This window comes from Ancylobacter sp. WKF20, assembly GCF_029760895.1.
Classification (GTDB): Bacteria; Pseudomonadota; Alphaproteobacteria; order Rhizobiales; family Xanthobacteraceae; genus Ancylobacter.
Genome location: NZ_CP121679.1, coordinates 3,898,415 through 3,923,394 on the forward strand (window position 1 = coordinate 3,898,415; position 24,980 = coordinate 3,923,394).

The following is a 24,980-nucleotide window of genomic DNA, read 5'->3' on the forward strand; positions in this document are numbered from 1 at the left end:
CGGCGTTCACACAACACCGTCATCCCCGGGCTTGGCCCGGGGATCCACGACTTGGCCGGGTGCGCGGTAAGTCGTGGATGGCCGGGCCAGGCCCGGCCATGACGGCGCATTGGGGGGGAGGGCGTGCGACGATCCCGGCTCTGCGCTGCGCGTCGGCCCGCTTCCGCCTCCCCCGGAATCACCCCCACCCGCCGCCACCCGGTCCGCAAGCTTGCGCCAGCCTTGCAGGCGGGGCGCCGCGCACCCTTTCGCCGCGCCTGTGGCCGGTGAGCTATCCACCGCCCTCGTTGACACTTTCCCTTCCGGCTCCTACCTCTTTAAGGCACCGGCCGGGCAAGTAGGGGGTTCGGGCAGATCGCGGGGCCAAGCATCATCAGGCCGGCGCGAACATGCCCCAGCAGAGGGACGAGTCACGATGCCGCTGCGGGTTTCAGGCAAGAACATCGACGTGGGCGAGGCGCTCCGGCAACGGGTCGCCGAACGGGTCGCGGTCGCGATGGACAAATATTTCGACGGAGGCTGGTCGGGCCATGTCACGGTCTGCCGTGACGGGTCGGGCTACCGGTCGGATTGCGCGCTGCATCTCGACAGCGGCACCATCCTTCAGGCCCATGCCGGCGCGCAGGACCCTTACGCCAGCGCCGATGCGGCGGTGGAGCGCATCGAGGCGCGGCTGCGCCGCTACAAGAGCCGGGTGAAGCGTCGCCCGACCAATGGCGAGGCGCCGTCCAGCTTCATCGAGACCGCCCCGCTCACCGTGCTCTCCGTCCCCGACGAGGAGGATGAGGAGGAGGCGCTGGAGGGCTGGAGCCCGACCGTCGTCGCCGAAGCCACCACCAACCTGCCGCGCCTCGCGGTGAGCGACGCGGTGCTGGAGCTCGATTTCACCGGCGCCTCGGTGCTGGTGTTCCGCCATGCCGGCCATGGCCGCATCAATGTGGTCTACCGGCGCGCGGACGGGCATGTCGGCTGGGTCGATCCGCCCGAGCCCGTGCCGGCCGCCAACGGCGCCGCCCGACCCGGCGCCCCGGCGGAAGACCTTCATTGAGCCGTTCTCCTTCAGAAGCGCGCGCGGCCGGCGTGGCCCGCGCGCTTCCTCTCGCCACGACCCGGATCCCGCAATGGCCTTGAACGACATTCTGGCGCTTCCCGCCGTCTTCCCGGCTCTCAGGGTCTCCAGCAAGAAGCAGGCGCTTCAGGAGCTGTCCGCCAAGGCGGCGGAGCTGCTGGGCCGTGACGAGCGGCAGATCTTCGACACGCTGAATCAGCGCGAGCGGCTCGGCTCCACCGGCGTCGGCAACGGCATCGCCATTCCCCATGGCAAGCTCGCCAAGATGGACCGGCTGTTCGGCATGTTCGCCCGGCTCGACAAGCCGATCGACTTCGAGGCGCTGGATGGCGAGCCGGTGGACCTGATCTTCCTGCTGCTCGCCCCCGAGGCGGCGGGCGCCGACCATCTCAAGGCGCTGGCGCGCGTCGCCCGCCTGCTGCGCGATGCCGAGACCGCCCGCAAGCTGCGCAATTCGCGCGATGCGGCGACGATCTACGCCATTCTCACCGGCACCCCGGCCACCGACGCGGCCTGAGCCGCCCGCCGGCCTGTACGGGGCGCCGCGGGCACCCGCAAACGCACGCAGATGTGCGGCCAAACGCGTGGGGCGCCGCGTCGCGGGGGCTGCAATCGGCCGCTGCGCGCCCTACCTCAAGCGGGTGACCGGACGGTGCGTGGATGCGCCGCCGGTGCCTTGCGAGGAGCGTCTGATGCCCGAGACCCTGCCGTCCCAGCTTTCCCTCTCGCCGGCGCTGTGCCGGGCGGCGCGCGCGCTGCTCAACTGGTCGCCGGCCGAGCTTGCCGAGCGCGCCCATGTGCCGGTCGACTGGCTGAATGAATTCGAGCAGGGCCGCGAGCCGGGCGTCGACGCCGATCCCGGCGAGACGGCGCGGCTGCGTCGGGCGCTTCAGGCGGCGGGCATCGATTTCCTTGCCGCCGGTGAGGCGAGCACGGGCGGGGGCGAAGGCCTGCGCCTGCACCACCAGAAGGCCGGCTATATCGCCGCCGAGAACCTCAGCAGCGCCAATGATGGGTGAGGGCGGTTGGTGCCAAGCGGGGGTCCGACGGCGTCGTGCCGACCTTGACGCCCTCGCTGCCGGGTCAGATGCGGGATGTCGCCCGCGTTGTTCCCCCGGCGCCCGTCATGCCGAAGCGCCCGCCGACGGCCGGCCTCGACGCACGCCGTAGCGTGGCAGATGAGGGGCAATGCCTAAGGCCCGTCGGGCGTAGCTTGCGCCAAAACCAGCACCATCGCCGGGCGATGGGCTGGTCTGAAGGCGGTAGGGCGCAGGCTGTCGGCCTGCGCGCCTAGAGGGGAAGCGTCACTTGAGCGACAGGGCCAGCCCGCTCAGGTCGAGGCTGACGATGAGACCCTTCTGCTCGCCGCCGAGCTCCAGAACGGCGCCGTTCTGGTTCGTCAGGACGACGACCTGCGCGCCCTTGCCGAGCGCGGCGCCCGCGCCGCCCTGGGCATAGACGCCGGACACGTCAGACGCCTTGCGGATGTTCTTGACCGTGCCGCGCAGGCGGGTCTCGGAAGCGCCGAAGGTCAGGCCATAGCTCAGCCCGCCGACCGAGAGCGGATATTTGCGGCCCTGGAACGTCAGCACGCCGTCGCCGCCGGAACCGCCGACGATGAAGCCGGCCTTCAAGATGCGGATGCTGATGGTGCCGTCAGCTGCGCTGGCCATGGAGACGGCGCCGATGAGCGCTGCCAATGCGAGGAGCCCGACCCTGAGGACCGACAAGATTTTCATCGACGCAACCTTCCCTATGAGAGCGATGTGGCATGGTGCCCATCGCCCGATAACGCGCAGTCTCGCCGTTCGTTGCTCGACAATCAACGCGAGACTGAACGGTTTTGCCGTGTTCCACCGCGGCCGCGTGGGCGCGCCGCCGCTGGGTTCAGGGCGTGATCGCCACTTTCAGCACGCCGTCGCGCTGGTGGGAGAAGAGATCATAGGCCGCCTCGATATCGTCCAGCTTGAAGCGGTGCGTGACCAGCGGCTTCAGGTCGACGCGGCCGGAGGAAATCACGTCCATCAGCCGGCGCATCCGCTCCTTGCCGCCGGGGCAGAGCGTGGTGATGATCTTGTTGTCGCCCAGCCCGGCGGAAAAGGCGCTCAGCGGGATGGTCAGGTCGCTCGAATAGACGCCGAGGCTGGACAGCGTGCCGCCCGGACGCAGCACCCGCAGCGCCGACTCGAAGGTCGCCTGCGTGCCCAGCGCCTCAATCGCGACGTCGACGCCGCGCCCGTCGGTCAGTGCCATGATCTGCTCGACCACGTCGCCATTTTTGAAGTCAACGATGTGGCTGGCGCCGAGCTGCCGGGCGATTTCCAGCCGCCTCGGCACCGTGTCGACGCCGATGATGGTGGTGGCGCCCTTGAGTTTCGCGCCGGCCACCGCGCACAGGCCGATCGGCCCGAGTGCGAACACCACCACCGTGTCGCTGATCTGCACCCCGCCGCTCTCGGCGCCGGAGAAGCCGGTCGACATGATGTCCGGGCACATCAGCACTTCCTCGTCGGTCAACCCGTCGGGAATCGGCGAGAGATTGGCGAGCGCGTCGGGCACCCGCACATATTCGGCCTGCGTGCCGTCCATCGTGTTGCCGAACTTCCAGCCGCCGGTCGCCTTGAAGCCGTGCTTGGTGCCGGCGCCATCCTGCGAGCCGCAGCCGCACAGGCAGGCATAGGAATAGCCCGACGGGGTGATCGCCCCGGCGATGACGCGCTGGCCCTCGGTATAGCCGTTGACCGCCGAGCCGAGCTTCTCGATGATGCCGACCGGCTCATGGCCGATGGTGAGGCCACGGGCGACCGGGTACTCGCCCTTGAGGATGTGGACGTCGGTGCCGCAGATGGTGGTGGTGGTGATGCGCACCAGCGCGTCGAGCGGGCCGATATCGGGAATCGGCTTGTCGTCCAGCACGATGCGGCCGGGTTCGACGAAGATGGCGGCTTTCATCTTGGGCATGCGTGGTCCTCCCATGGTCGAGCCGCACTATGGGGGCTGGGCCACGGGAGAATATGACCGCGATCAATCGCCGGCGAACAAACTAGCCGGCGCGCGGGCGCTTGGGGCATTAATTTAGCCGGCGCCTTATCCCGGTAAGGGATTTGATTCCGCCGGCGACGGACCGCGCCGGGCGCGGCTCAGCCGATGCCGCGCTCGGCCATTAGCCGCACCACGGCGGCGCGCAGCTCGGGGATGCCGGTGGCCTCGCGCGAGGAGGTCGGGAACACCGTCGGGAAGGCCGCCGGCCGGCGCGCAAGCCCGGCCTCGGTCTCGGCGATGCGCGCCTCCAGCTCGCCCTTCCTCAGCTCGTCCGCCTTGGTCAGCACGACGGCATAGGACACCGCCGCCTTGTCGAGCCCGTCCAGCACGTCGCGGTCGATCGGCTTCAGGCCATGGCGGGAATCGATCAGCACGAAGACGCGGGCGAGGTTGGCCCGGCCACGCAGATAGGCGTGGATGGTCGCGGTCCAGGCGTCGACCTTGTCCTTCGGCGCCTTGGCGAAGCCATAGCCGGGCATGTCGACGAGGGTCAGCTCCGGGCCGAGGCCGAAGAAGATCAGCTCCTGCGTGCGGCCGGGCGTCACCGAGGTGCGGGCCAGCGCCTTGCGGCCGGTCAGCGCGTTGATCAGGCTCGACTTGCCGACATTGGAGCGGCCGGCGAAGGCGATCTCGATGGTGCGCATCGGCGGCAGCGTGGCGATGGTCGGCGCCGCCGTGAGGAACTGCCAGTCGCCGGCGAACAGCCGGCGGCCGGCCTCGATCTCCTCCGGCGAAGCGCCGCCGGAGGTGTTGTCGTCCTGGGTCTCGGGGATGTCCGCCACCTAGCCGGCCTTCGGCTTCTTGCGGACGAACAGGCTCTTCACATTGTCCCAGAGTTCGATCTTCACGCCGTTCTTGCGCATGATGATCGACTGCTGGATCACCGAGAGGGTGTTGTTCCACGCCCAGTAGATGACCAGGCCCGAGGCGAAGCTCGCCAGCATGAAGGTGAAGACCAGCGGCATCCAGTCGAAGATCATCTTCTGCGTCGGGTCCGGCGGCGCCGGGTTGAGCTTCATCTGCGCGAACATGGTGATGCCCATGATGATCGGCCACACGCCGAGCATCAGGAAGTGGCCGATCACCGGCACCGCGCCCGGATCCCACGGGATCAGGCCGAACAGGTTGAAGATGGTCGTCGGGTCGGGCGCCGAGAGGTCCTTGATCCAGCCGAAGAACGGCGCGTGCCGCATTTCGATGGTGACGAACAGCACCTTGTAGAGCGCGAAGAAGACGGGGATCTGGATCAGGATCGGAAGGCAGCCCGCGACCGGGTTGATCTTCTCCTTCTTGTAGATCTCCATCATCTCCTGCTGGAGCTTGACGCGGTCATCGCCATAGCGCTCGCGCAGTGCCTGGATCTCCGGCTGCACCGCCTTCATCTTCGCCATCGAGGCGTAGCTCTTGTTGGCGAGCGGGAAGAAGATGCCCTTGAGCAGCACCGTCACGATCAGGATGGCGACGCCGAAATTCCCGACGCCCTTATAGATCCAGTCGATGACGAGGAAGAGCGGCTTGGTGATGAAGTAGAACCAGCCCCAGTCGATCAGCAGGTCGAAGCGGTCGATATTGTAGGCGGCCTGGTAGCCGTCGACCACGCGCACTTCCTTGGCGCCGGCGAAGAGGCGGGCGTCGGTCTCGGCGGTGGCGCCGGGAGCGACGGTGACGGCATCGCCCAGGAAGTCGGTCTGGTAGGCGAGATCCTGCCCGGCCTGGCTGGCGGAGAAGCGCGCCTGAACCTTCTCGGCCGCGCCGGGAATGACGGTCGCCGCCCAGTACTTGTCGGTGATGCCGAGCCAGCCGCCGGTCGAGCCGAAGCTCTCGGTCTTGCGCTCGGCGATGTCCTTGTACTTGATCTCGTGCAGGCCGCCCTCGGTGGTCACACCGATCAGGCCCTCATGCAGGATGTAGTAGCCGAGCGTGTGCGGCGTGCCGTGGCGCGAGACCAGGCCGTAAGGGTGCAGCGCCACCGGCTCGGCGGTCGCGTTTTCCACCTTGTCGACGACGTGGAACATGTAGTTCGGGTCGATCGAGATGGTGCGGCGGAAGGTGAGGCCGGCGCCGTTGTCGAAGGTGAGTTCCAGCGGCGTGTCGAGGGTGAGCTTGGCGCCGTCGGCGACGGTCCACACGGTCTGCGCGTCCGGCACCTTCACGGTCGAGCCCGCGCCCGGTACCCAGCCGAACTCGGCGTAGAACGGGGTCGGCCCGCCCGAGGGCGAGAGCAGCACGATGATCGGGCTCTGCCGGTCCACCGTCTCGTGGTAATCCTTGAGGGACAGGTCGTCCACGCGCCCGCCGCGCAGGTTGACCGAGCCGATGAGGCGCGGCGAATCGATGATGACGCGCGGCGCGCGGGCCAGTGCCTCGGCGCGGGTGAGAGTGCCCGGCGCGCCCGTGCCGGTAGTGGGCGCGGTGGCGCCGCCCGGCGTCGGGGCGGTGGAGCCATCCGGCGCCGCTGCCGTGGTCGCGGCCTGCTGCTGGGCCTGCCGCTGCTGCTCCATCTGTGGAACGCCGGAGAAGAACTGCCAGGCGATCAGCACCGCCATCGACAGGACGATGGCGACGATCATGTTGCGGTTTTCACTGGTCATAGGCAGATCTCTCTGTCGGCGCGGCCTCGGGCAGCGGCGCGGGCGCAGGCGTCGCGGCAGCCGGCCGGCGCCGGCTTCCTGAGTGGAGGCGGGTAATGCCCCGCTCTATGTCGTTGATGAGGTCGGAAAAGGGCGTTGCCAGCGCGGCGCGCCGGGCGACGATCACATAATCGAAACCGTCGCGCCCCGCGCGCGGCAGGGCGTCGCGCACGGCTTCGCGCAGGCGCCGGCGGATGCGATTCCGCTCGACGGCATTGCCGTGCTTCTTGGTGACGGTGAGCCCGATGCGGGGCGGCGCCGTATCGGCGCGATCACGGCCCTGCAGCAGCAGCGGGCCGGAATTGGCGCGCAGCCCGGAGGCTGCGGCCACAAAGTCCTTGCGCTTGACGAGCCGGTGCATGAAGGCGCCGATCCTCAGGCCGCAGGGCGGCGCGCCCCAGCCATGTGGGGCCGCAGAACGATATCAGGCGGACAGGCGCTTGCGGCCATGAGCCCGACGGGCATTGATGATCTTGCGGCCGTTGCGGGTCGCCATGCGCGCACGGAAGCCGTGCCGGCGGGCGCGCACGAGCTTGCTCGGTTGATAAGTGCGCTTCACGGGTATCTCTCCGCTGTTTCGTTGACGCTGCCCGGACCGGAATGCCCCTCCGCATTCGGCCGGCCGCGAAACCAGTCGCGGCGCAATCGCGCACATGCGGGGAACAGCCCGACCGCTGGGCAGCCGAGGTTGGCGGGCTTATAGGGTCCGCGTTGCGCCAAGTCAATCTTCAACTGACACGCTCCCGCCAGCCATTGGCGAGCCCGGGCGCGACGGTGGCGCACGGGGCCGTGTGCCGGGGGCGATGCGCCGCGTGCAACCCCCGCGCAATGCTGGGGCGGCACCCCTGAGCATCACGGCCGGTCCCGACCGGGCATCGGTGGAAGACGGGAGACAAAATGCCGGGCCGACTCTGGCGTGCCGGGCCGGACGCCATAAATGTTCCGGCACGGGGCGCGCCGGTCGGCGCGGGTGTGCAGGCAGGGAACGGCCGGCGTGGATCGGCACGAGCGGGTGGGAGCGGGCGCCGGCATCCAGTGCGGACGCCGCGACGTATCCATTTCGTAACGGTTGACGGATCGGGACGTGCCGTGCCGGCGCCGCATTCCCGCCTTGTGCTGCGCGCGCGATTCGAGCGTGGGCGCTGGCTGTGAATCGTCGCCGGAAGTCTCGCCAGGATTGACGCGCGGCATCGGCGGCCGGGCGGTGTAGTATCGACAGGCGAGCCCCTTGGCGGTTCGCCCGGGAAAGGGACGGATGGAAGACCGGCTGGAACGCGTGAGTGACGCGGCGCGCCTGCCCGAGCCTCGGGCGGCCGGCGATGTCGCGCGTCCCTCCCGGACGACGTCCCGCGGCAGCCGCCCGCCGATCCCGCGCTATCTCGGCCTGTCCGGCAAGCTGCTGGCCTTCACCCTTGCCTTCGTGCTGATGGCCGAGATTCTCATCATCGTGCCGTCCATCGCCGCGTTCCGGGTGAACTGGCTGTCCGACCGTCTTGCCGGTGCGCGCACGGCGGCGCTGGTGCTCGACGCCGCGCCCGAGGGTATGATCCCGCCCCAGCTCACCCGCGAGCTGCTGGGCAGCGTCGGCGCCATCACCGTCGCGCTGAAGCGCGATGACACGCGCCGCCTGCTCGCCTCCAGCGACATGCCGCCCGAGGTCGACCTGCATGTCGATCTGCGCGATGTCGACCCGGTGCAGGCGGTGGCGCAGGCCTTCGAGACGCTGATGGCCTCCGACGGGCGGATCATCCGCGTGGTCGGCACGCCCCCGCGCGGCGGCGGCTTCGTCGAAATCGTTCTGGAAGAGACGCCGCTGCGCAAGGCGATGCTGCGCTTCACCCGCAACATCCTGCTGGTGTCGCTGGTCATCGCCGCGCTCACCGGCGTGCTGGTCTATCTGGGCCTCGCCTGGATGTTCGTGCGCCCGATGCGCCGGCTGACCCAGCGCATGATCGCCTTCCGCGAGAACCCGGCCGTGCCCGCCCCCGCCCTCGGCCCGGCCGACCGCATGGACGAGATCGGCCTCGCCGAGCGCGAATTCGTCGACATGCAGCGGCAGATCACCGAGACGCTGCAGCAGAAGAACCATCTGGCCGCGCTCGGCCTCGCCGTCTCCAAGATCAATCACGACCTGCGCAACCTGCTTTCCTCCGTGCAGCTCATCTCCGACCGCCTCGCCGACATACGCGACCCGGCGGTGCAGCGCTTCGCGCCCAAGCTCGAGGCCGCGCTCGACCGCGCCATCGCCTATTGCGAGCACACCCTCGCTTACGGCAAGGCACAGGAGCCCGCCCCGGAGCGCCGCATGGTGGCGCTCGCCCCGCTGGTGGCCGAGGTCCGCGACACGCTGGGCTTAGGGGGCAGCGGCGAGGAAGCGCCGGCCATTGGCTGGGTCGCGTCCATCGAGCGCGGCATGAAGGTGGACGCCGACCCCGACCAGCTGTTCCGCGTGCTGCTCAACCTCTCGCGCAACGCCATGGAGGCGCTCTCCGCCCGCGCGCCCAACGACCCCGCCCGCGACCAGATCCGCATCACCGGCCGGCGCGAGGGCACCGTCGCCATCATCGAGGTGGCCGACACCGGCCCCGGCGTGCCCGAGCGAGCGCAGGCGCATCTGTTCGAGCCGTTCCAGGGCTCCGCCCGGCGTGGCGGCACCGGCCTCGGCCTCGCCATCGCCGCCGAGCTGATGCAGGCCCATGGTGGCGGCATCCAGCTCGTGCCCGGCACGATCGGGGCGACCTTCCAGCTGCGGGTGCCCGACCGGCCGGTCGATCTCGAAGCCCACCGTGCCGCCCGGTCGCATGGCTGAGCGGCGGGCGGGCGAGGCTCGGGGGCGTGTCCTGGCCGAGGGGCCGGGTAGCGCGTCGATGAGCCGGCGCCGGCTTGGTCTCATTGGTCGTTCACTCGGTCTCTTCGGCCTGATCGTCCACCTCACTGCACTGACACTCCACCCTGTGCAGGCCGCCGAGGTGAGCGTCGCGGGAGCGGAGATTCGCGTCGATGGCGCGCCCTTCGCGGTGCGCGGCGCGGCCGGGGAGGGGCGGCTCAACCTGTTGAAATCATTGGGCGCGACGACCATTCGCTCCTATGGCGGTGACCCCGGCGCGCTGCTCGATGAGGCTCAGGCGGCCGGTCTCAAGCTCATTGTCGGCCTCTGGGTCGGCCAGCCCCGGCAGGGCGCCGATTATGCCGACCCCGCCTTCGTCGCCCGCCAGCGCGATGAGCTGCAAGCCATTGTGAATAAATACAAAAATCATCCCGCGCTGCTGATGTGGGGCATCGGCAACGAGGTCGAGGTGGATCTGGCTGACCCCGCCTTGGTCTGGCCGGAGATTGAAAAAATCGCGAGCATGGTCAAGGGCTTGGACCCGGATCACCCGACCATGGCGGTGCTCGCCGAGGTCGGCGGCGACAAGGCCGCTCACCTGCGCAAGGCGGCCCCCAGCATCGACGTGCTCGGCATAAACTCTTATGGCGACGCGCTTTTTTCCGTCGCGACGCGGGCGCGTGAGCAGGGCTGGACCGGTCCGATCGTCATCGCCGAAATGGGGGCGCTGGGCCAATGGCAGGCCGCGACCACCCCCTGGGGCGCCCCGTTCGAGCCCTCCTCGACCCAGAAGGCGATCCAGTTCCGTCGCTATCTCAGGGCGTTAGCCGATCAGCAGGCCGGCGCGATCACGTTTCTCTGGGGGCAGAAGCAGGAGGTGACGCCGACCTTCCACAGCCTGTTCCTGCCATCAGGCGAATGGACCGAACCCCTTGAATCCATGGCGGAATCCTGGGGCGCTCCAGTGCCGGGCGGCAACCACGCCCCCCGCATCGCCACACTCCGCGTCGCCGGCAATCCCAGCGCCCCCTTTGCCGATTGGGGCCCCGAGGGCGGCGCCGTGACGCTCGATGTGATCGACCCCGATGGCGACCCCCTGGAGGTCCGCTGGACCGTCATGGCGGAGAGCGCGGTGCGCGGCATTGGTGGCGATAAGGAAGATCTGCCAAGGGCTTATCCCGAGGCCGTCAGTGCCGCCCGCCCCACCGGCGCGCGCATCGGCAACCTGCCGGCCGGCCATTACCGCCTGTTCGTCGAGGTGCTCGACGGCCGCGGCGCCGCCGCCACCGCCAATCTGCCCTTCGCGATCCGTTGAGCTGTGGACAAGCGCGTATGTCACCGAGACGTCTTGCATCCTCCGACGAAACGGGTTAGCAGACGGGCCCTCGCCGCAGTAAACCTGCTGCGAGACGCTTCCTCCGGGAAGCCGGGCGCCCGTAGCTCAGCTGGATAGAGCACCAGACTACGAATCTGGGGGTCAGAGGTTCGAATCCTTTCGGGCGCGCCATTCTATGTCATTGAAAATATTGAGATTTTAACCCCTTCGGGGCGTTGTCTGCCGGCTTAATTTGGGGAGTTAAGCCGGTTTTTAAGCCGGTTTTGGACGGGCGGATACTGCTTCGCGCTCAGTCGCATCTCGGCGTGTTGGCTGCGGATAAGCCACCACGGAACTAAGGTTCCAATTCGCCGCTCACAGCGACGTTAGTATTGTTGCATTGAACTGGGGCGCCGGAGCCCGGATGGCTGCGCCGCTTTCCACCTCGATCAAGTTGCAACACCTGCGCTATTTCGTGGCCGCCGTCGAGCACGGAAGCTTCCGCAAGGCGGTGCTGGCAGTTGACTTAGAGGATTCGTCCACCAGCCGGCGCGTGCGTGACCTGGATGAGATCGGTGAGTCGCTGTTCATCCTCGATTCCATCGGCGTGAACCTCACCATGGCGGGAGCGCTTTTTGAACCGCACCCGCCGGGCGCTCGATCAGATTCGTGAAGCAACGATAGTAGCGGCCGTGCTCGGGCGGGCCGAGGAGGGTCATCTTGAAATTGGCCCGTTCTAAAATCTCACCGTTTTGAGCAGACAACCGGAAAGCCCCTCCTGGCTGAGTGGCGTGGATGTCCGGACGAGTTCGGCGGTGCCAAGTCGAACGGGCAGAGATGCCTCTCCTCGCTGAAATCCGCCCGCGCCCGGGGCAGGTTCAATCGTGCCGCTCGCCTAGCCGCTCGAATAGCCAGCGGCCAGCGGGACCCAGGGGCTCGTCCTGGCGGTGGACCGCGGCAATGGCGAAACGGGTCTCCCGCCGGGCGGACATCTCCTCGGCGAAGTCGAGGCCAACGAGTCGTCCTCCCGCAAGATCCTCCGCCACCAGCGGCAGCGGCAGGCTACCCCAGCCGATGCCGGCGCGGATCAGGCCGTGCTGGACGGCGGGATCGGTGACCCGCCAGATGCGCAGGGCCACCACCCGCCGGTCATCGCCGACCCGCGCCTCCGCCTGCTCGCTCAGAACGATCTGCACATGGTCGCGCAGCGCATCCTCATCCAGCGGAGCGTGGATAGCCGCGAGCGGGTGGGTGGCCGCGACCACCGCCACCAACTCAACCTCGACGATGGTACGGCGGACCACATCCTGCGGCAGCAAGAAATCCGGCAGGATGCGGATATCCGCCTCGCCCGGCAGGACGCCGGGGAACGCACGCCCGAATGCCATGGAAAACGGCAGGGTGGTGAGGCGCAGTTGCACGGTGGGAAAGTTGTCGCGGAACGCCGATAAGGCGGGCGCAATCAAGGTGGCGGGTATCCCCACCCCCACGAGAAGCCGCACCTCCGCTTCCAGGCCCTGCGCCATGCTGCGGCCGATGGCCCGGAAGCGGCCGACATCCTCGACGATCCGACGCGCCTGGGGCAGCAGAACCCGGCCTTCGCGACTGATGGTCGGGCGATAGGCGGAACGATCGAATACCTCCGTGCCGATCTGCCCTTCCAGCTTCTGGATGGCGTAGGTCACCGCCGATTGGGCGCGATTGAGCGTGCGGGCGGCGGCGGAAAAGCTGCCGGTCTCGACCACCGCTACGAACACGCGCAGCTGATCGAGGGAGAGGCCATCATAGTCCATGCGGACTCCATCAGATATTCCGATAAAGAACATCGTCACTATGCCGGTTTTTTCGATAAGCCGACAAGGCCATCCTGTAGCTCTCGCAGCCACACCCATGAGGGCTTCCCCATGCCGCTTGCCCGCGCCACCGTCGCCACCCCGTCGCCAGGAAAACTCCTTCGCGCCAGCATCTGGCTGGCCCAGCTCGCCGTCGCCGGGCTGTTCTGCATGTCCGGCGTCATGAAGATCAGCACGCCCATCCCCGAACTCTCGGCCATGATGCCCTGGACCGGGCAGTTGCCCGCAACCTTCGTGCGGATCATCGGCCTGATCGATCTGGCCGGCGGCATCGGCATCCTTCTCCCCGCGCTCACCCGCATCAAGCCGCAACTGACGGTCGCCGCCGCTCTGGGCTGCGTTGTGCTCCAGGCCCTGGCCTTCTGCTTCCATGCCATGCGTGGCGAATTTGCTGTACTGCCGCTGAACGTGGTGCTGTTCGCGCTCTCCGCCTTCGTGCTGTGGGGCCGCCTCAAGGCCGCCCCGATCACCCCGCGCGCCTGACATTCGCTCGGCACACACACAAGGCAGACGCATCATGAGGGCACTGTACCTGGCCGCCCTCGCCGCCCTCATGATTGCGGGCGCGGCCGCACTCCTGGGCCTCGGCTATCTGACAGGGGCCCGCGCCGCGGCGCAGCCGGTGCCCAAGGCGCACCGGCTGGTGATCCTGGTGGATTCCAATGACCGCACAGTGATGGGACACGCCATCAGCTATGCCGCCAACATTTCCCGTGCCTATGCCATGAAGAGCGAAGCAGTGCAGATCGAGATCGTCGCCAATGGCAGCGGCATCGAACTGCTGCGCGACGATATCTCGCCGCTCAAGCAGCCGCTGGCAGCGCTTCAGAAGGCCTTGCCGCATCTGACCCTCTCCATGTGCGACTCCTCCCGCCTGATTGCCGAACAGAAGGAGGGCCATGCCATCGCCCCGCTGCCGGGCGCCCGCATCGTCCCGTTCGGCATCGGCCGGGTGATGGAGTTACAGGAAGCCGGCTGGAGTTTCCTCCATGGTTGAAGACGCCACGGCCGCCCGCGCCCGCCCCTCCCGGCGGGCAGTGCTGGCGGGCATCAGCCTTTCCGCGCTGCCGCTGGGCGCTGCGCACGCGCAAGCCGCCGCCAGCCCGCCCGTATTCCGCTCCGAGCGGTGGCAATTCACCCTACTGGAGCCGGCAAGCCTTCTGCCCACGGTCATGCTCGCCGACCTCAAGGGCCGCCCGGCGCCCCTCGTCCCGCCGGCGGGGAAAGTCATGCTTATCAATATCTGGGCCAGTTGGTGCGCCGCCTGCCAGATCGATCTGCCGCTGCTGGCCCGCTTCCACGCGGCAAGGCCCGACGTGGCGGTAGCCGCCGTCTGCACCGACCGCGTGGTGGCGCGTCAGAGCCTGGAGCAATATCTGCTCAAGCTCGACGTCAGATCACTGCCGGTCTTTCGCGACCAGGCCGGGACGCTGGTGAGCGAGGCGGGGGAGGCCAGCGCGCCGCTGCGGGTCATGGGCATGCCAGTCACCTATCTGATCACCCCCTCGGCTAAGATCGCCGGATATATCCAAGGCGTGGCCGACTGGTTGACTCCCGACGCGCAGCGGCTGCTGGACTATTACGTGGCTGCTTAGACAACCCATTTGGAAATTCAGTGGGGCATATCTTAGGGCCAAATTTTCGCCCATGTCGACGAAGATCATCGCCATTGAGACGTCAATGCGGCTGTCATAGTCACGCACGAAGCCGCGCCATCCGGTCATCCCGCCGAAGGTGCGCGCGATGCCTCAGCGGCGCGGCACAACTTCGAACCCTTGCGCGCCATCACGGCCGCCGTGCCGTTTGCCTCCCGCCCATCCCGCTGGCGGTCGAGCATCAGTTCGACATCGTGGATGGTCTGGAAGAGGAAGCGGCGTGCCAGCTTGTGGAACCCGCCGTAGACGGAGTGCCAGGAACCGAAATGGATCGGCAGCATCCGTCATCGTCCGCCTCAACGCCCCAGATAGCGCACCACATTGATGATTTCCCGGAATTACATCTCGTGGTAGCGCACCCGGTGTCCGGGAGTCGGCATTAAAAGCGCTATGTGCTCCTAGTCCTCATCCGTCACAACCAACGGATGGCGTTTCGACTTCAGGGCGACCCCAGTGACCTGAGCCCCTTTTCTCCTCCGGTTTGAGGGAGAGTCCTGAGTTTCATTGACCTGCCTCCGGTTTCCTGGACCGGTCTTTGCTGGAAAATTCCAGTTTAGCAGCATGGGCTGCGATGGAGTTTTCGGCATGAAGAAGTCGAAGTTCACGGAGGCGCAGATCGCCTTCATCCTGCGCCAGGCTGAGGAGGGAACGCCTGTTCCGGAGGTCTGCCGGAAGGCCGCCATAAGCGACGCTACGTTCTAAAATTGGCGCAAGAAGAACGCGGGGCTGATGCCCTCTCCGTCGCGAACCGCGTTGGTCACTCTGGCAGATGACGCGGCGACCTCCTATGTGGCCGGCAGGATTGCGGCGGGCGCCGTGAGTTCTGGAACGGCCGATCCTGATCCTTACCTCGGCCATGTCGCGACGGTGGAGCGCGACGAACTCGCGGAAGTGTTTGGCGTCGCGCGACCGGCGTGTGATGGCGGGTTCCTGGCGATCAATCCGGCGCGCCATGTCGAGCGCCCATTCCCAGGCATCGTTGCGAGGCCTACAAGGAGACGACATTCTGTGGCGTGCCGTTAACATAGGCCTCGATATTATCCACGAGTTGATCGGCCAGTATCTGCATGGCCTGCCGACTTGCCCAAGCGACGTGTGGGGTAACGATAAGGTTCGGCAGATCAAGATCGAGCAGCACATTGCCATTTGCCGGCGGCTCGGTGCTGAGCACATCGAAGGCCGCCCCTCCAATGGTTCCCGCCTTCAGGGACTCGGCGAGCGCCACCTCGTCAACCAGGCCACCGCGCGCCGTATTTATCAGAATTGCATCGGGCTTCATCAAGGCGAATGCACTCCGCCCGATCATATGGTGGGTCTGTTCAGTCAGTGGCACATGAAGTGTTATCACATCGCTTTCCCGCAAGATCGTCTCGAAGTCGACAAGCCCCTCTTGAGGGAAGATGTCGTAGGCGATGACGGCCATGCCGAGCGCCTCGGCACGTTTTGCTATTGATTTGCCGAGCCTGCCATAGCCCACAATACCAAGTGTCGAGCCTGCAATGTCGCGGATAGGGTAGTCGAAGTAGCAGAAATGGCGCGATCTGTTCCAGTCACCCTTTTGAGTCGAGTTGGCATAGGGCACAACCGCACGGCGCAGAGCAAACATTAAAGCGATCACGTGCTCCGGCACTGTATTGAAAGCGTAGTCACGGATGTTGACGATCACGATGCCCTGCTGTGTCGCCGCAACTTTGTCGATGATGTCGGTGCCGGTTGCCGCCACGGCGATCAGTTTCAACCGAGGTAGCTGACGCAGTGTGTTGGAACGCAGTGGAACCTTGTTGACGATGGCAATATCGGCGTCTCTCAGACGTTCAACAATCTGATCCGCCGCCGTGAATTCGTATTCTTGATAGGCGTGCGGGAAAGAGAACGCGCGCAGGGAGGCGTCGAGCGATCCCCGATCAAGGAAAGCGATTTTTAAGGTCACAAGCGAGCCCTTTCCAGCGTCTGCCGCATGCATCGTGTCGGGAACACAAAATGACGATCCGACACAAGTCTTGCCATTGCGCGATGGCGTCGGCAGGCGTCTTGGACGGCGATGGCACAGGATCGAGAGGGCTGAACGCGGTGTGACCTGCTGGCTCGTTTAAACTCCTGGCGCGAGATGCTCAATAAGGAGGCGGCACACCAGAGGAAGCGAAATATAGTCCTTATATCCGAGGAGAAGGGAGCGCGTGGCCCACGGCTCATTCAACTCGATTGCGGCGATGTCCATGGAGTCGAGATAGGGATAGACGGCGCCCTGGGGCAGTACAGCAATGCCAAGACCCGCCTCCACCATGCGACGAACGGCATCGAAGCTGAGGACGTGGACGCGGAAGCGGGCACGCTCGCCAAGGACCGAGGCTTCCGTAATGACCTTGGATTGAATGGAGCTGCCTTCTTGAAGGCCGACCTGATCATATTGGAGTGTATCGACAAGCTGGACGCTCCTCGATGCTGTCAACGGATGATCCTTGGGGGCAACAATCATAAGCGTGTCGCGTCGATAAATCCTCGTTTCCAGGCCGGAATGTGATACATGTCCAGAGAAAACGGCGATATCTGCTGCGCCATTGGCGACGGCTTCTACATTCTTTGTACTGATCTCCTCCCTTAGGTCGATCCGAACATCTGGGCGGCCTCGTAGAAAATCGGCGATATCTTCGGGAATAAACTGCGTAACCGAGGAGGTGTTGGCGAAGATGCGCACAAGCCCCTTCGACCCACTGGAATACTCGCTGACCTCAGCATCCAGTCGGTTCAGGACCTCGCAGAGCTCCCGGACACGTCGGTAAAGTGCCTGCCCCGCCGGCGTTGGTTCAACACCGTCACGCCGCCTGTAAAGCAGCATGGTGCCGGTGCCAAATTCCAGATCCGAGATCCGTTTACTCACGGCAGACGCCGCGATGTTATTCGTCCTGGCCGCGTGAGCGATGTTCCCGAGCTCGACCGCCGAGGCGAACAGTTTCAGAGACAGGAGGTCGTGATCGCTCATGCGCACATTCCATCAAGCTCGCAGGCACGCTTCCTTCCGAAGCATCGGTAGCCTGGCGAAGGGGTCTTGACACCGACGCGACCCGCTCGGGCCATCGTCCAGCATCCTGCCAGCCATCGCGGCTGACGATGGCCACGGTACTGAATCAACAGTTCCGCCCTCTGGCAAGTCATCCAATATGGACACGACAACAACCATAAATCAGCCTGGGGGAAACGATGAAAACCACATTACTCGCCGCCGTTTCAGCCGCCATGATTGCGGCGCTGGGTATCTGCGCGGGCGATGCCCTGGCGCAGAACTATCCGACCAAGCCTGTCACCATCATCGTGCCGTCTGCGCCCGGCGGCACAACCGACATCGCCGCGCGGCTGGTCGCCGAAGGGCTGTCGAAGCACTACGGCAAGTCGTTCGTTGTGGAGAACAAGGGTGGTGCCAGCGGTAATATAGGTATCACCGAGGCATCGCGCGCGCGGCCTGATGGCTACACGCTCCTTCTGACCTATTCAGGATATCAGGTTAACAATCCGGCGCTCTTCAAGAGCCTTGCCTGGGATCCCATCAAGAGCTTTGTGCCGGTCGCGCTGGTACTGAAAGCTCCGCACGTTATCTTGGTAAGCAAGGATCTGCCCGTCAATACACTGCAGGAATTCGTCGCTTACGCCAAATCAAAGAACGGCTCCGTTACTTACGCCTCGTCGGGGCCTGGTTCGATCCAGCATATCGGTGGCGAGCAGCTCGCGCAGCTGACGGGCATCAAGATGATCCACGTGCCCTATAAGGGGGCAGGCCCGGCGCTGACGGATCTGTTGGCGGGCTCGGTGAACCTCTTCATCACCACGCCCCCCTCGGCGGTCGGGCACATCAGCTCCGGCGCCGTGAAGGGGCTCGCCATAGCGGCCCCGGAACGGCATCCGCTGCTGCCGAACGTTCCGACCACGGCCGAAGCCGGTGTCCCCGGTCTTGAGCTCACGGCCTGGTTCGCGATGTATGCACCCGCCGGTACGCCAAAGGCGATCGTCGACGACCTGTCAGCACAGATCAAAACCTTGGTCGAAAGCGAGGACTTCAAGGCGCAGGCCGCCAAGCAGGGCGCCTATGCTGTCTTTTTGGGGGCGGACGAGCTTGGGGAATTCACGCAGCAGGAGCTGAAGGTCTGGGGCGAGGTGATCCGCAAGGCCAATATCACGCTCGAATAGATGCTTCCGTGAAGATGCCTTCCTGAAGTGGAGGTCTGCATCGACGCTCGCCGATGAGGCGAGCTGGCGTCACATGCCATGTCGGGAGCTCAGCATGCACCTGCGAAACACCAAGAACTTGGTCGGCGGACTTGGCCTCGTAGCCATCGCGGTAGTATTCTGGCTGCAAATGGGGTCGCTGCCGCTGCTGCGCGGCACAAGTCTCGGTTCTGGCGGCCTGCCCAAACTCAGCGCGGCCGTCCTTGCACTATTCGGCATTTGGTTCTGCTACCGCGCCTTTGTTGATGCTGCAGATGAGGCCCAAGGGCCGCTGGCCCTGCGGGGCATGGCCGCGATAGGCGTGGCCGTCCTGGTCTTCGCCTTCGGTCTCGAAACCTTCGGACTGTTCGCCACCGGCGCCGCAGCCACCTTCATCGCCGGTCTCGCCGCGACGGACTGCAAGGCGTGGGAACTGGTGACGTTCCCCTTCATCCTGTCGGGACTTTGCGTTCTTATCTTCGTGAAGCTGCTCGGCATCTCCGCGCCGATCTGGCCGATGTTCTGAGGGACCGTCATGGATCTCCTTCACAATCTCGGCGTCGGTTTCTCTGTCGCCCTTTCTCTGAACAATCTCGGCTTTTGCCTCATCGGCGTGCTGTTGGGCACTCTGGTCGGGGTGCTGCCCGGACTGGGCACGACGGCGACGATCGCCATCCTGCTGCCGCTGACCTTCCAGCTAGATTCCACCGGCTCCCTGATCATGCTGGCGGGCATCTACTACGGCGCGCAGTATGGTGGTTCCACCACTGCGATCCTGGTGAACATGCCCGGCGAAGGCACGTCAGTCATGACGGCGGTCGATGGCTACCAGATGGCGCGGCGCGGACGGGCAGGTGCCGCACTCGCCACCGCGGCGCTGGCGTCTTTTGCGGCGGGAACGCTCGCGACCCTCGTCATCAGTCTGTTCGGGCCCTTGCTCGCGCGGGCCGCCCTTTCCTTCGGGCCGCCGGAATATTTTTCCCTCATGGTGTTCGGCTTCACCATGGCGATCGTAGTCGCCGCCGGCAGCCTCATGAAAGCCGGTGCCATGGTGTTCCTTGGCCTGCTGCTTGGCGCTGTCGGAACCGATATCGAGACTGGGGCCGAGCGGATGACCTTCGGCTTGATAGATCTTTATGACGGTGTCGAGTTTGCCGTCGTCGCGGTGGGGCTCTATGGCATCGCGGAGATTCTTGCCAATGTGGCCACCCCGGAAAAGCGCACCGTGCTCGCGGGCAAGCTCAGCAATCTGTGGCCCTCGCACGATGATTTCCGTCGGGGGACTCCGGCAGCCCTGCGAGGCTCTGTCATAGGATCGATCCTCGGGATACTTCCCGGCAACGGAGCGGTCCTGGCGCCCTTCGTTTCCTACGCCACAGAGAAATCGTTCTCCAAGCAGAAGCGGGAGTTTGGCCAGGGGGCCGTCGAAGGTGTCGCCGGGCCGGAGGCTGCCAATAATGCCGCCGCGCAGACCGCGTTCATCCCCATGCTCACACTGGGGCTTCCGCCCAACGCCGTCATGGCGGTGATGATCGGGGCGATGATGATACAAGGGATCACCCCCGGTCCCCAGGTGATGACAGCGCGGCCCGATCTGTTCTGGGGTCTCATCGCCAGCATGTGGATCGGCAACCTGCTCCTGCTCGTTATCAATCTGCCGCTGATCGGCATCTGGGTGCAGTTGTTGCGGGTGCCGTTCCGCATGCTTTTCCCGTCGATCATACTGATCTGCTTTATCGGTGTGTATTCGCTAAGAAACTCCACCTTTGACGTTCTGATGGTCGGTGTATTCGGGCTTCTCGGCTACGCCATGGTCAAGCTCCAGTTCGAGCGGACGCCGTTCGTCATCGCGTTCATATTGGGCGATATGATGGAGGAGAAGCTGCGCCAGTCCCTCCTCATCGGACAGGGAGACGTGACGGTCTTTTTCACTCGGCCGCTCAGCCTGATTATGCTTCTCGCATCGGTGGGATTGATCGTTCTCGCGCTGCTGCCGGCAATCCGTAAGAGGCGCGACGAGGCCTTCGTCGACGAAGATTAACAAGCCCGGTCCTGCCGCACCGGCCAAACAGATTGGACCACAGAGATGGCTGTGAAACTGAGCCGCATCGACCATTTCGTGCTGACTGTCGCAGATATCGACGCCTCCTGCGCCTTCTATTCAATGGCACTCGGCATGGATGTTGTCACATTCGGACAAGGCCGCAAGGCACTACAGTTCGGCCAACAGAAGATCAACCTTCATCAGGCCGGCAAGGAATTCGAGCCCAAGGCGGCCAAACCTACTCAAGGGTCCGGCGACTTTTGCCTCATTTCCGAGACGTCCGTCGCGGAGATTGCTGCCCATCTGGTCCGGAGCGGCATCGCAATCGAAGAGGGGCCAGTGACGCGTACCGGCGCGACGGGTCCAATCATCTCGATCTACATCAGGGATCCCGATCAGAATCTTGTCGAGGTGTCGAACTATCTGGCGTGAGTTCGTCGCCTGTCAGTGTGACAGGCCAACGCGCTGACTGGATTGGCTAACGTCGTGCATCGCGACGGCCGCTATCGTGAAGCGTGGCTTCATGCTGTTGCGGGAGTGGGGCAATATTCCAATACAGCCATCTGCTGTGGCCGAGAAATGCCGTCCAATAATTCTTTCATTGGTGTCGTGCTGGTATGTAATCTTCGAATAGATAGAAATAGAGACATCATAAAATTAATGTTCGACCGTACGTCGACGGTTGCGCGTAATTGCTTGCGCGGAGCGGGAGAGGGTTAACGATATGACCATAAGCAGAGAGGGCGGCGGCGCCGCCTCGGGGCCTCTTGCCGGAATGACTGTCCTTGAGCTCGGCTGCTACATTGCTGGCCCGTTCGCGGCGCGCCTGCTCGCCGATCTCGGTGCAACCGTTATCAAGATTGAGACGCCAGACGGCGGCGATCCGGTTCGCACCTGGGGGGAGATGCAGGGAGGAAAGTCAATCTGGTGGTCGGTTCATGGTCGTAACAAAAAGAGCGTCACCATCAATGTAAAGACGCCGGAGGGACGTGGTCTGGTGCTTGATCTCGTTAAGCACGCCCGGATCATCGTCGAGAACTTCAAGCCGGGCCAGATCGAAAGGTGGGGCATTGGCCCGGACGAGATGGTCAAGGCCAACCCCACCGCCGTGTTGGTGCGTATCTCCGGCTACGGCCAGACCGGCCCCATCGCTCAGAATCCCTGTTTTGGAGTGATCGGCGAGGCTATCGGTGGCCTTCGTCACCTCACCGATCAGCCGCCTGGCACGCATGAATTGCCGCCGGTCCGCACGGGCGTGAGCCTCGGCGATAGTCTTGCGGGCGTCTATGCGGCGATGGCGGCGCTGGCGGCGGTCCACGAACAGGACAACAGCGAGAGCCCCGTATTTCGCACCGTCGACGTGTCGCTGACGGAGTCGGTCTTGAGCCTTCTTGAAGGCTGCGTGCCGGAATACGGGCTGCTGGGTAAAATTCGCCAGCCGACCGGCTCCACGCTGCCGACCAACGCGCCGTCGAACGCCTATCCGACCAAGGATGGCGCATGGATGCTGATCGCTGCCAATTCCAACCCGCTGTGGGCCAAACTCGCTGGCCTGATGGGTAGGCCGGAGCTCGCGGATACGCCGGCTTATCGAACTAACGTCGAGCGTGTGCAGAACGTTCGTCAGCTTGATGCCATGATCGCTGACTGGACGAGGACGATCGACAGCGCCGACCTGGCGCTAAGGCTCGAGGCAGCCAAGATACCCTCGTCCAAGATCTACACGGTGGAGGACATCTGCTCCGATGCACAGTACCGCGCCCGCGACATGATCGCCCCAGTCGACGATCCCAACTTCGGCCAAGTGCTTCATCCCGGAGTCGTACCTGTCATATCCGGCTTCGACCGCCGGTCCGCGATACGCTGGCCGGGCCCCGACCTGGGCGCCCATACCCGTGAGGTGCTCCAGCATCTAGTTGGCTTGTCGCCGGAAAGCATCGCCGAACTCGAACAGCAGGGTGTCGTATGATGGATCGCGTTACGCTGTGCGAGGTCGCCCCGCGCGATGGGTTCCAACCCGTTCGGACATTTATCCCAACGGAAAGCAAGATCGAGACGGTGAAGCGCTTGGCCGCGTCGGGTCTCGACCGCATCGAGATCGGCGCTTTTGTGAGCCCGAAGGCTATTCCGCAGATGGCGGACATCCGCGAGGTATGGGCTGCAACGAGAGACCAAGACACGTTCCGCCCGTCGGTCCTCGTTCCGAACGCGAAGGGCGCGGAACTGGCGCTTGAACAGGGTCTCAAGGAGATCGTCTTTGTGCTGTCGGTCTCCGAGAGCCACAACCGCTCCAATGTAGCACGGTCAGTCGCGGAATCGATGGGTGAACTCAGGGCGTTGATTGAACGTCTCGACGAGGTTCAGGGCGGGTTTCTTCGCGTCAACCTAGCGACCTGTTTCGATTGTCCCTTTGAAGGCACAATTGCACGTGAGCGCGTCACGGCTTTGGTTGCCGCCATCTCTCCGTTGCGGGCGCAGATTGAATACGGCATTTGCGACACCACGGGTCGGGCCAATCCGGCGCAGGTCGCGGCCCTGTTCGCCGCGCTCGTTCCCGTCGTTGGCGCGGCAGGGCAGGATCTTGCCTTCCATGGCCACGACACATTCGGTCTCGGTGTCGCGAATGCGCTCTACGCATATCAGGCCGGTGTGCGCATCTTCGACGCGGCGGCTGGAGGTCTCGGCGGATGCCCCTTTGCGCCGGGCGCTTCCGGCAATACGGCAACCGAAGATCTCATCTTCGCGTTCGAGAACATGGGCATAGCGACCGGCGTCAATCTCAATGCCCTTCTCGACGCGGCCGGATATGTGGCGTCCCTTGACCCTCCGTCGTCGGGAGGACATCTCACCCGGGTGCCCCGCGGCCGGGCGCTCGGGCCGGCCCACAAGTCCCCGACCGAAATCGTTGACTGCTCTGCTGGTTAGCTATTCTCAGTAGCTTATTCCTGCATACAATATCGGCGACCGCGGCCGATTAAGCGCGAATCCGGAACGCTGGGCAGTTAGTTACGTCGGCCAGATAGCTAGATCATTGCAGACGAACTCCGTTTCGTGGACATTTTTGACGTCGGAAAACTCGGCATAAGCTAACTGGTGGCGCATCTCTTCTGTAGCGATAACAGCCGTCTTCGATGTTCGACTTAGCTGAAGCATTTGGCTTCAGTGCCCAAGATTCGTCCAACGCGCCGGAGCCCGGATGGCTGCGCCGTTTTCACCTTCGATCGAATTGCGCCACCTGCGCTATTTCGTGGCGGCCGCCGAGCACGGAAGCTTCCGAAGAGCCGGAGTAGCACTCGATGTCAAGGAATCGTCCATCAGCCGGAGTGTTCGCGATCTTGAAGACGAGATCGGCGTCTCGCTGTTCATCCGGCACTCAAGCGGGGTGAACCTCACTCTGGCGGGGCAGCGCTTTCTGAACCGCACGCGCCAAGCGCTCGATCAAATCCGTGAGGCAACCGTGGAGGCGGCCGCGCTCGGGCGGGCCGAGGAAGGCCATCTTAAAATTGGCCTGTTCTCCAATCTGTCGTCCGGCTTTCTGCGCGACCTGTTCCAGACCTATGACAGCCGCTATTCGGGCGTTCACATCGACTTTGTCGAAGCGTCGGCCGAAAGCCACGCGGCCGCGATGCGGCGGTTTGATCTCGACGCCGCATTCGTGCTGGGCCGGCAAAGCTGGCCGGACTGTGATGCGATTTCCGCGTGGAGCGAACCACTACTGTTCGCGCTGCCGCGGCTTCATCCTTTGGTCCAGAGGGATGTGCTGTCCTGGCGCGATCTCGTGGATGAGACCTTTCTTGTCCGCACCGAAGGCTCCGGCAATGAGGTGCGCGGTTTTCTTGAGCGGAAGTTTCGGGAACTCGACATTTCGCCGCGCATCAGCACGCAGCAGGTCGCGCGCTATAGCCTTCTCGGTCTCGTCGCCACGGGGCGTGGAATCGTGCCGGTGCTTGAGTCGGAAACGGTCATCGGTCTGCCTGAGGTGGTATTTCGGCCTCTCGCTCGCGAGGTGATCCCGTTTTCAATGATCTACTCGCCTCGCAACGACAATCCGGCGGTGCGCACTTTGCTCAGCCTCACACGGAAGATGGCACAGGACCGGGCTGCGACGCGCTGATGCTCGTAGCGTCGGCAGCCTGGCGCCGCGCCTTGGCGAATTCGCGATCGGTGGCGATGAAACGCTCCAGCATGGGCACGATAAGCTTCACGGGATCCGGGGCCGGCTCGCCGGTTTCCCGCGCGAGCACCTCGGCATAGGCAACAAGATCGCGGTGCAGTGCGCCGGGTAGTGACAGAGCCACCCTCAGCGGCTTGTCGTTCGTGATGGGTCCGAGTTTGAGCTTCGCCATGG

General features: G+C 64.9%; 26 protein-coding genes, 1 tRNA gene and 2 pseudogenes. 18 read left to right on the forward strand and 11 right to left on the reverse strand.

What is annotated here, in order from left to right:
* Window positions 1–415 precede the first annotated feature (415 nt).
* From raiA to AncyloWKF20_RS18020, 3 genes are all read left to right on the forward strand, one after another.
* The gene (gene raiA / locus AncyloWKF20_RS18010) at window positions 416–1,048 is read left to right on the forward strand and encodes a ribosome-associated translation inhibitor RaiA (protein WP_279315338.1); all 633 of its coding nucleotides are present in this window, start codon (window positions 416–418) and stop codon (window positions 1,046–1,048) included.
* Window positions 1,049–1,121: 73 nt separating this feature from the next.
* Window positions 1,122–1,586 (forward strand): PTS IIA-like nitrogen regulatory protein PtsN, encoded by a 465-nt coding sequence (gene ptsN / locus AncyloWKF20_RS18015; protein ID WP_279315339.1) that lies wholly within the window; start codon window positions 1,122–1,124, stop codon window positions 1,584–1,586.
* Between the two features lie 175 nt (window positions 1,587–1,761).
* Window positions 1,762–2,088, forward strand: a complete 327-nt coding sequence (locus AncyloWKF20_RS18020; protein WP_279315340.1) for a helix-turn-helix transcriptional regulator — start codon at window positions 1,762–1,764, stop codon at window positions 2,086–2,088.
* A gap of 285 nt (window positions 2,089–2,373) precedes the next feature.
* On the opposite strand, the gene AncyloWKF20_RS18025 is transcribed toward AncyloWKF20_RS18020, so the two are convergent.
* The 6 genes from AncyloWKF20_RS18025 to rpmH all read right to left on the reverse strand — a co-directional run bounded on the left by AncyloWKF20_RS18025 (window position 2,374) and on the right by rpmH (window position 7,300).
* Window positions 2,374–2,808, reverse strand: coding sequence for a hypothetical protein (locus tag AncyloWKF20_RS18025; protein WP_279315341.1), 435 nt, complete (start codon window positions 2,806–2,808; stop codon window positions 2,374–2,376).
* A gap of 148 nt (window positions 2,809–2,956) precedes the next feature.
* A complete protein-coding gene (locus AncyloWKF20_RS18030; RefSeq protein ID WP_279315342.1) occupies window positions 2,957–4,030 on the reverse strand; it encodes an NAD(P)-dependent alcohol dehydrogenase in 1,074 nt (357 codons plus the stop codon).
* Between the two features lie 179 nt (window positions 4,031–4,209).
* On the reverse strand, window positions 4,210–4,884 hold the full coding sequence (gene yihA, locus AncyloWKF20_RS18035; protein ID WP_279318019.1) for a ribosome biogenesis GTP-binding protein YihA/YsxC: 675 nt from the start codon (window positions 4,882–4,884) through the stop codon (window positions 4,210–4,212).
* Window positions 4,885–4,893: 9 nt separating this feature from the next.
* Window positions 4,894–6,702, reverse strand: coding sequence for a membrane protein insertase YidC (gene yidC, locus AncyloWKF20_RS18040; RefSeq protein ID WP_279315343.1), 1,809 nt, complete (start codon window positions 6,700–6,702; stop codon window positions 4,894–4,896).
* The gene (gene rnpA / locus AncyloWKF20_RS18045; RefSeq protein WP_267584133.1) at window positions 6,692–7,102 is read right to left on the reverse strand and encodes a ribonuclease P protein component; all 411 of its coding nucleotides are present in this window, start codon (window positions 7,100–7,102) and stop codon (window positions 6,692–6,694) included. Before rnpA ends, yidC begins: the two co-directional genes overlap by 11 nt.
* Before the next feature lie 63 nt (window positions 7,103–7,165).
* Window positions 7,166–7,300 carry a 50S ribosomal protein L34 gene (gene rpmH / locus AncyloWKF20_RS18050; RefSeq protein WP_013165198.1) on the reverse strand — a complete coding sequence of 45 codons (135 nt, stop codon included), beginning with the start codon at window positions 7,298–7,300 and terminating at the stop codon, window positions 7,166–7,168.
* An 867-nt stretch (window positions 7,301–8,167) separates the two neighbouring features.
* On the opposite strand from rpmH, the gene AncyloWKF20_RS18055 reads away from it, so the two are divergent.
* The 4 genes from AncyloWKF20_RS18055 (at window position 8,168) to AncyloWKF20_RS18070 (ending at window position 11,556) form a co-directional block, all read left to right on the forward strand.
* Entirely contained in the window at window positions 8,168–9,550 is a 1,383-nt protein-coding gene (locus tag AncyloWKF20_RS18055) for a HAMP domain-containing sensor histidine kinase (RefSeq protein WP_279318020.1), read from the forward strand.
* A gap of 58 nt (window positions 9,551–9,608) precedes the next feature.
* Window positions 9,609–10,883: a glycoside hydrolase family 2 TIM barrel-domain containing protein gene (locus AncyloWKF20_RS18060; RefSeq protein WP_279315344.1), complete on the forward strand. Its 1,275-nt coding sequence runs from the start codon at window positions 9,609–9,611 to the stop codon at window positions 10,881–10,883.
* Between the two features lie 115 nt (window positions 10,884–10,998).
* Window positions 10,999–11,075, forward strand: a tRNA-Arg gene (locus AncyloWKF20_RS18065).
* A 232-nt stretch (window positions 11,076–11,307) separates the two neighbouring features.
* Window positions 11,308–11,556 carry a LysR family transcriptional regulator gene (locus AncyloWKF20_RS18070; RefSeq protein WP_279315345.1) on the forward strand — a complete coding sequence of 83 codons (249 nt, stop codon included), beginning with the start codon at window positions 11,308–11,310 and terminating at the stop codon, window positions 11,554–11,556.
* A 205-nt stretch (window positions 11,557–11,761) separates the two neighbouring features.
* Here the strand turns inward: AncyloWKF20_RS18070 and AncyloWKF20_RS18075 are convergent, their stop codons facing one another.
* A complete protein-coding gene (locus tag AncyloWKF20_RS18075) occupies window positions 11,762–12,676 on the reverse strand; it encodes a LysR family transcriptional regulator (RefSeq protein WP_279315346.1) in 915 nt (304 codons plus the stop codon).
* 111 nt (window positions 12,677–12,787) lie between these two features.
* Here AncyloWKF20_RS18075 and AncyloWKF20_RS18080 point away from each other — a divergent pair, with 111 nt between their 5' ends.
* From AncyloWKF20_RS18080 to AncyloWKF20_RS18090, 3 genes are read left to right on the forward strand one after another with little or no spacing between them, the layout of a single operon-like run.
* A complete protein-coding gene (locus AncyloWKF20_RS18080; RefSeq protein ID WP_279315347.1) occupies window positions 12,788–13,219 on the forward strand; it encodes a DoxX family protein in 432 nt (143 codons plus the stop codon).
* Window positions 13,220–13,253: 34 nt separating this feature from the next.
* Entirely contained in the window at window positions 13,254–13,733 is a 480-nt protein-coding gene (locus AncyloWKF20_RS18085) for a hypothetical protein (protein WP_279315348.1), read from the forward strand.
* The gene (locus tag AncyloWKF20_RS18090; RefSeq protein ID WP_279315349.1) at window positions 13,726–14,331 is read left to right on the forward strand and encodes a TlpA disulfide reductase family protein; all 606 of its coding nucleotides are present in this window, start codon (window positions 13,726–13,728) and stop codon (window positions 14,329–14,331) included. Before AncyloWKF20_RS18085 ends, AncyloWKF20_RS18090 begins: the two co-directional genes overlap by 8 nt.
* A 39-nt stretch (window positions 14,332–14,370) precedes the next feature.
* Here AncyloWKF20_RS18090 and AncyloWKF20_RS18095 read toward each other — a convergent pair.
* Window positions 14,371–14,834 (reverse strand): annotated as a pseudogene (locus tag AncyloWKF20_RS18095) (transposase); the annotation flags it as partial.
* A 142-nt stretch (window positions 14,835–14,976) separates the two neighbouring features.
* Between AncyloWKF20_RS18095 and AncyloWKF20_RS18100 the strand changes: the two are divergent.
* Window positions 14,977–15,090, forward strand: a pseudogene (locus AncyloWKF20_RS18100) (transposase); the annotation flags it as partial.
* A gap of 289 nt (window positions 15,091–15,379) precedes the next feature.
* Here the strand turns inward: AncyloWKF20_RS18100 and AncyloWKF20_RS18105 are convergent.
* A complete protein-coding gene (locus tag AncyloWKF20_RS18105; protein ID WP_279315350.1) occupies window positions 15,380–16,321 on the reverse strand; it encodes a D-2-hydroxyacid dehydrogenase in 942 nt (313 codons plus the stop codon).
* 159 nt (window positions 16,322–16,480) lie between these two features.
* Complete coding sequence (locus AncyloWKF20_RS18110) at window positions 16,481–17,371, reverse strand: LysR family transcriptional regulator (protein WP_279315351.1); 891 nt, start codon at window positions 17,369–17,371, stop codon at window positions 16,481–16,483.
* Between the two features lie 218 nt (window positions 17,372–17,589).
* Between AncyloWKF20_RS18110 and AncyloWKF20_RS18115 the strand changes: the two genes are divergently transcribed.
* The 7 genes from AncyloWKF20_RS18115 (at window position 17,590) to AncyloWKF20_RS18145 (ending at window position 24,746) form a co-directional block, all read left to right on the forward strand.
* Complete coding sequence (locus tag AncyloWKF20_RS18115) at window positions 17,590–18,570, forward strand: tripartite tricarboxylate transporter substrate binding protein (protein ID WP_279315352.1); 981 nt, start codon at window positions 17,590–17,592, stop codon at window positions 18,568–18,570.
* A gap of 94 nt (window positions 18,571–18,664) precedes the next feature.
* Window positions 18,665–19,114: a tripartite tricarboxylate transporter TctB family protein gene (locus AncyloWKF20_RS18120; RefSeq protein WP_279315353.1), complete on the forward strand. Its 450-nt coding sequence runs from the start codon at window positions 18,665–18,667 to the stop codon at window positions 19,112–19,114.
* Between the two features lie 9 nt (window positions 19,115–19,123).
* Window positions 19,124–20,629, forward strand: a complete 1,506-nt coding sequence (locus AncyloWKF20_RS18125) for a tripartite tricarboxylate transporter permease (protein WP_279315354.1) — start codon at window positions 19,124–19,126, stop codon at window positions 20,627–20,629.
* A 51-nt stretch (window positions 20,630–20,680) separates the two neighbouring features.
* Window positions 20,681–21,064 (forward strand): VOC family protein, encoded by a 384-nt coding sequence (locus AncyloWKF20_RS18130; RefSeq protein WP_279318021.1) that lies wholly within the window; start codon window positions 20,681–20,683, stop codon window positions 21,062–21,064.
* Window positions 21,065–21,356: 292 nt separating this feature from the next.
* Window positions 21,357–22,601 (forward strand): CaiB/BaiF CoA-transferase family protein, encoded by a 1,245-nt coding sequence (locus AncyloWKF20_RS18135; protein ID WP_279315355.1) that lies wholly within the window; start codon window positions 21,357–21,359, stop codon window positions 22,599–22,601.
* Window positions 22,598–23,557 carry a hydroxymethylglutaryl-CoA lyase gene (locus tag AncyloWKF20_RS18140; protein WP_279315356.1) on the forward strand — a complete coding sequence of 320 codons (960 nt, stop codon included), beginning with the start codon at window positions 22,598–22,600 and terminating at the stop codon, window positions 23,555–23,557. The genes AncyloWKF20_RS18135 and AncyloWKF20_RS18140 overlap by 4 nt, the downstream gene beginning before the upstream one ends.
* Before the next feature lie 271 nt (window positions 23,558–23,828).
* Window positions 23,829–24,746: a LysR substrate-binding domain-containing protein gene (locus AncyloWKF20_RS18145; protein ID WP_279315357.1), complete on the forward strand. Its 918-nt coding sequence runs from the start codon at window positions 23,829–23,831 to the stop codon at window positions 24,744–24,746.
* On the opposite strand, the gene AncyloWKF20_RS18150 is transcribed toward AncyloWKF20_RS18145, so the two are convergent.
* Window positions 24,706–24,978, reverse strand: coding sequence for a DUF2274 domain-containing protein (locus tag AncyloWKF20_RS18150; protein WP_279315358.1), 273 nt, complete (start codon window positions 24,976–24,978; stop codon window positions 24,706–24,708). The two genes, AncyloWKF20_RS18145 and AncyloWKF20_RS18150, sit on opposite strands and share 41 nt — an antisense overlap.
* Between the last annotated feature and the right edge of the window lie 2 nt (window positions 24,979–24,980).

Excerpts from the sequence above, each read along its gene's own strand:
- raiA (WP_279315338.1), top strand. The coding sequence starts at position 416 with ATGCCGCTGCGGGTTTCAGGCAAGAACATCGACGTGGGCGAGGCGCTC.
- ptsN (WP_279315339.1), top strand. The coding sequence starts at position 1,122 with ATGGCCTTGAACGACATTCTGGCGCTTCCCGCCGTCTTCCCGGCTCTC.
- AncyloWKF20_RS18020 (WP_279315340.1), top strand. The coding sequence starts at position 1,762 with ATGCCCGAGACCCTGCCGTCCCAGCTTTCCCTCTCGCCGGCGCTGTGC.
- AncyloWKF20_RS18025 (WP_279315341.1), bottom strand. The coding sequence starts at position 2,808 with ATGAAAATCTTGTCGGTCCTCAGGGTCGGGCTCCTCGCATTGGCAGCG.
- AncyloWKF20_RS18030 (WP_279315342.1), bottom strand. The coding sequence starts at position 4,030 with ATGCCCAAGATGAAAGCCGCCATCTTCGTCGAACCCGGCCGCATCGTG.
- yidC (WP_279315343.1), bottom strand. The coding sequence starts at position 6,702 with ATGACCAGTGAAAACCGCAACATGATCGTCGCCATCGTCCTGTCGATG.
- rnpA (WP_267584133.1), bottom strand. The coding sequence starts at position 7,102 with ATGCACCGGCTCGTCAAGCGCAAGGACTTTGTGGCCGCAGCCTCCGGG.
- AncyloWKF20_RS18055 (WP_279318020.1), top strand. The coding sequence starts at position 8,168 with ATGGCCGAGATTCTCATCATCGTGCCGTCCATCGCCGCGTTCCGGGTG.
- AncyloWKF20_RS18060 (WP_279315344.1), top strand. The coding sequence starts at position 9,609 with ATGAGCCGGCGCCGGCTTGGTCTCATTGGTCGTTCACTCGGTCTCTTC.
- AncyloWKF20_RS18070 (WP_279315345.1), top strand. The coding sequence starts at position 11,308 with ATGGCTGCGCCGCTTTCCACCTCGATCAAGTTGCAACACCTGCGCTAT.
- AncyloWKF20_RS18075 (WP_279315346.1), bottom strand. The coding sequence starts at position 12,676 with ATGGACTATGATGGCCTCTCCCTCGATCAGCTGCGCGTGTTCGTAGCG.
- AncyloWKF20_RS18080 (WP_279315347.1), top strand. The coding sequence starts at position 12,788 with ATGCCGCTTGCCCGCGCCACCGTCGCCACCCCGTCGCCAGGAAAACTC.
- AncyloWKF20_RS18085 (WP_279315348.1), top strand. The coding sequence starts at position 13,254 with ATGAGGGCACTGTACCTGGCCGCCCTCGCCGCCCTCATGATTGCGGGC.
- AncyloWKF20_RS18090 (WP_279315349.1), top strand. The coding sequence starts at position 13,726 with ATGGTTGAAGACGCCACGGCCGCCCGCGCCCGCCCCTCCCGGCGGGCA.
- AncyloWKF20_RS18110 (WP_279315351.1), bottom strand. The coding sequence starts at position 17,371 with ATGAGCGATCACGACCTCCTGTCTCTGAAACTGTTCGCCTCGGCGGTC.
- AncyloWKF20_RS18115 (WP_279315352.1), top strand. The coding sequence starts at position 17,590 with ATGAAAACCACATTACTCGCCGCCGTTTCAGCCGCCATGATTGCGGCG.
- AncyloWKF20_RS18120 (WP_279315353.1), top strand. The coding sequence starts at position 18,665 with ATGCACCTGCGAAACACCAAGAACTTGGTCGGCGGACTTGGCCTCGTA.
- AncyloWKF20_RS18125 (WP_279315354.1), top strand. The coding sequence starts at position 19,124 with ATGGATCTCCTTCACAATCTCGGCGTCGGTTTCTCTGTCGCCCTTTCT.
- AncyloWKF20_RS18135 (WP_279315355.1), top strand. The coding sequence starts at position 21,357 with ATGACCATAAGCAGAGAGGGCGGCGGCGCCGCCTCGGGGCCTCTTGCC.
- AncyloWKF20_RS18140 (WP_279315356.1), top strand. The coding sequence starts at position 22,598 with ATGATGGATCGCGTTACGCTGTGCGAGGTCGCCCCGCGCGATGGGTTC.
- AncyloWKF20_RS18145 (WP_279315357.1), top strand. The coding sequence starts at position 23,829 with ATGGCTGCGCCGTTTTCACCTTCGATCGAATTGCGCCACCTGCGCTAT.
- AncyloWKF20_RS18150 (WP_279315358.1), bottom strand. The coding sequence starts at position 24,978 with ATGGCGAAGCTCAAACTCGGACCCATCACGAACGACAAGCCGCTGAGG.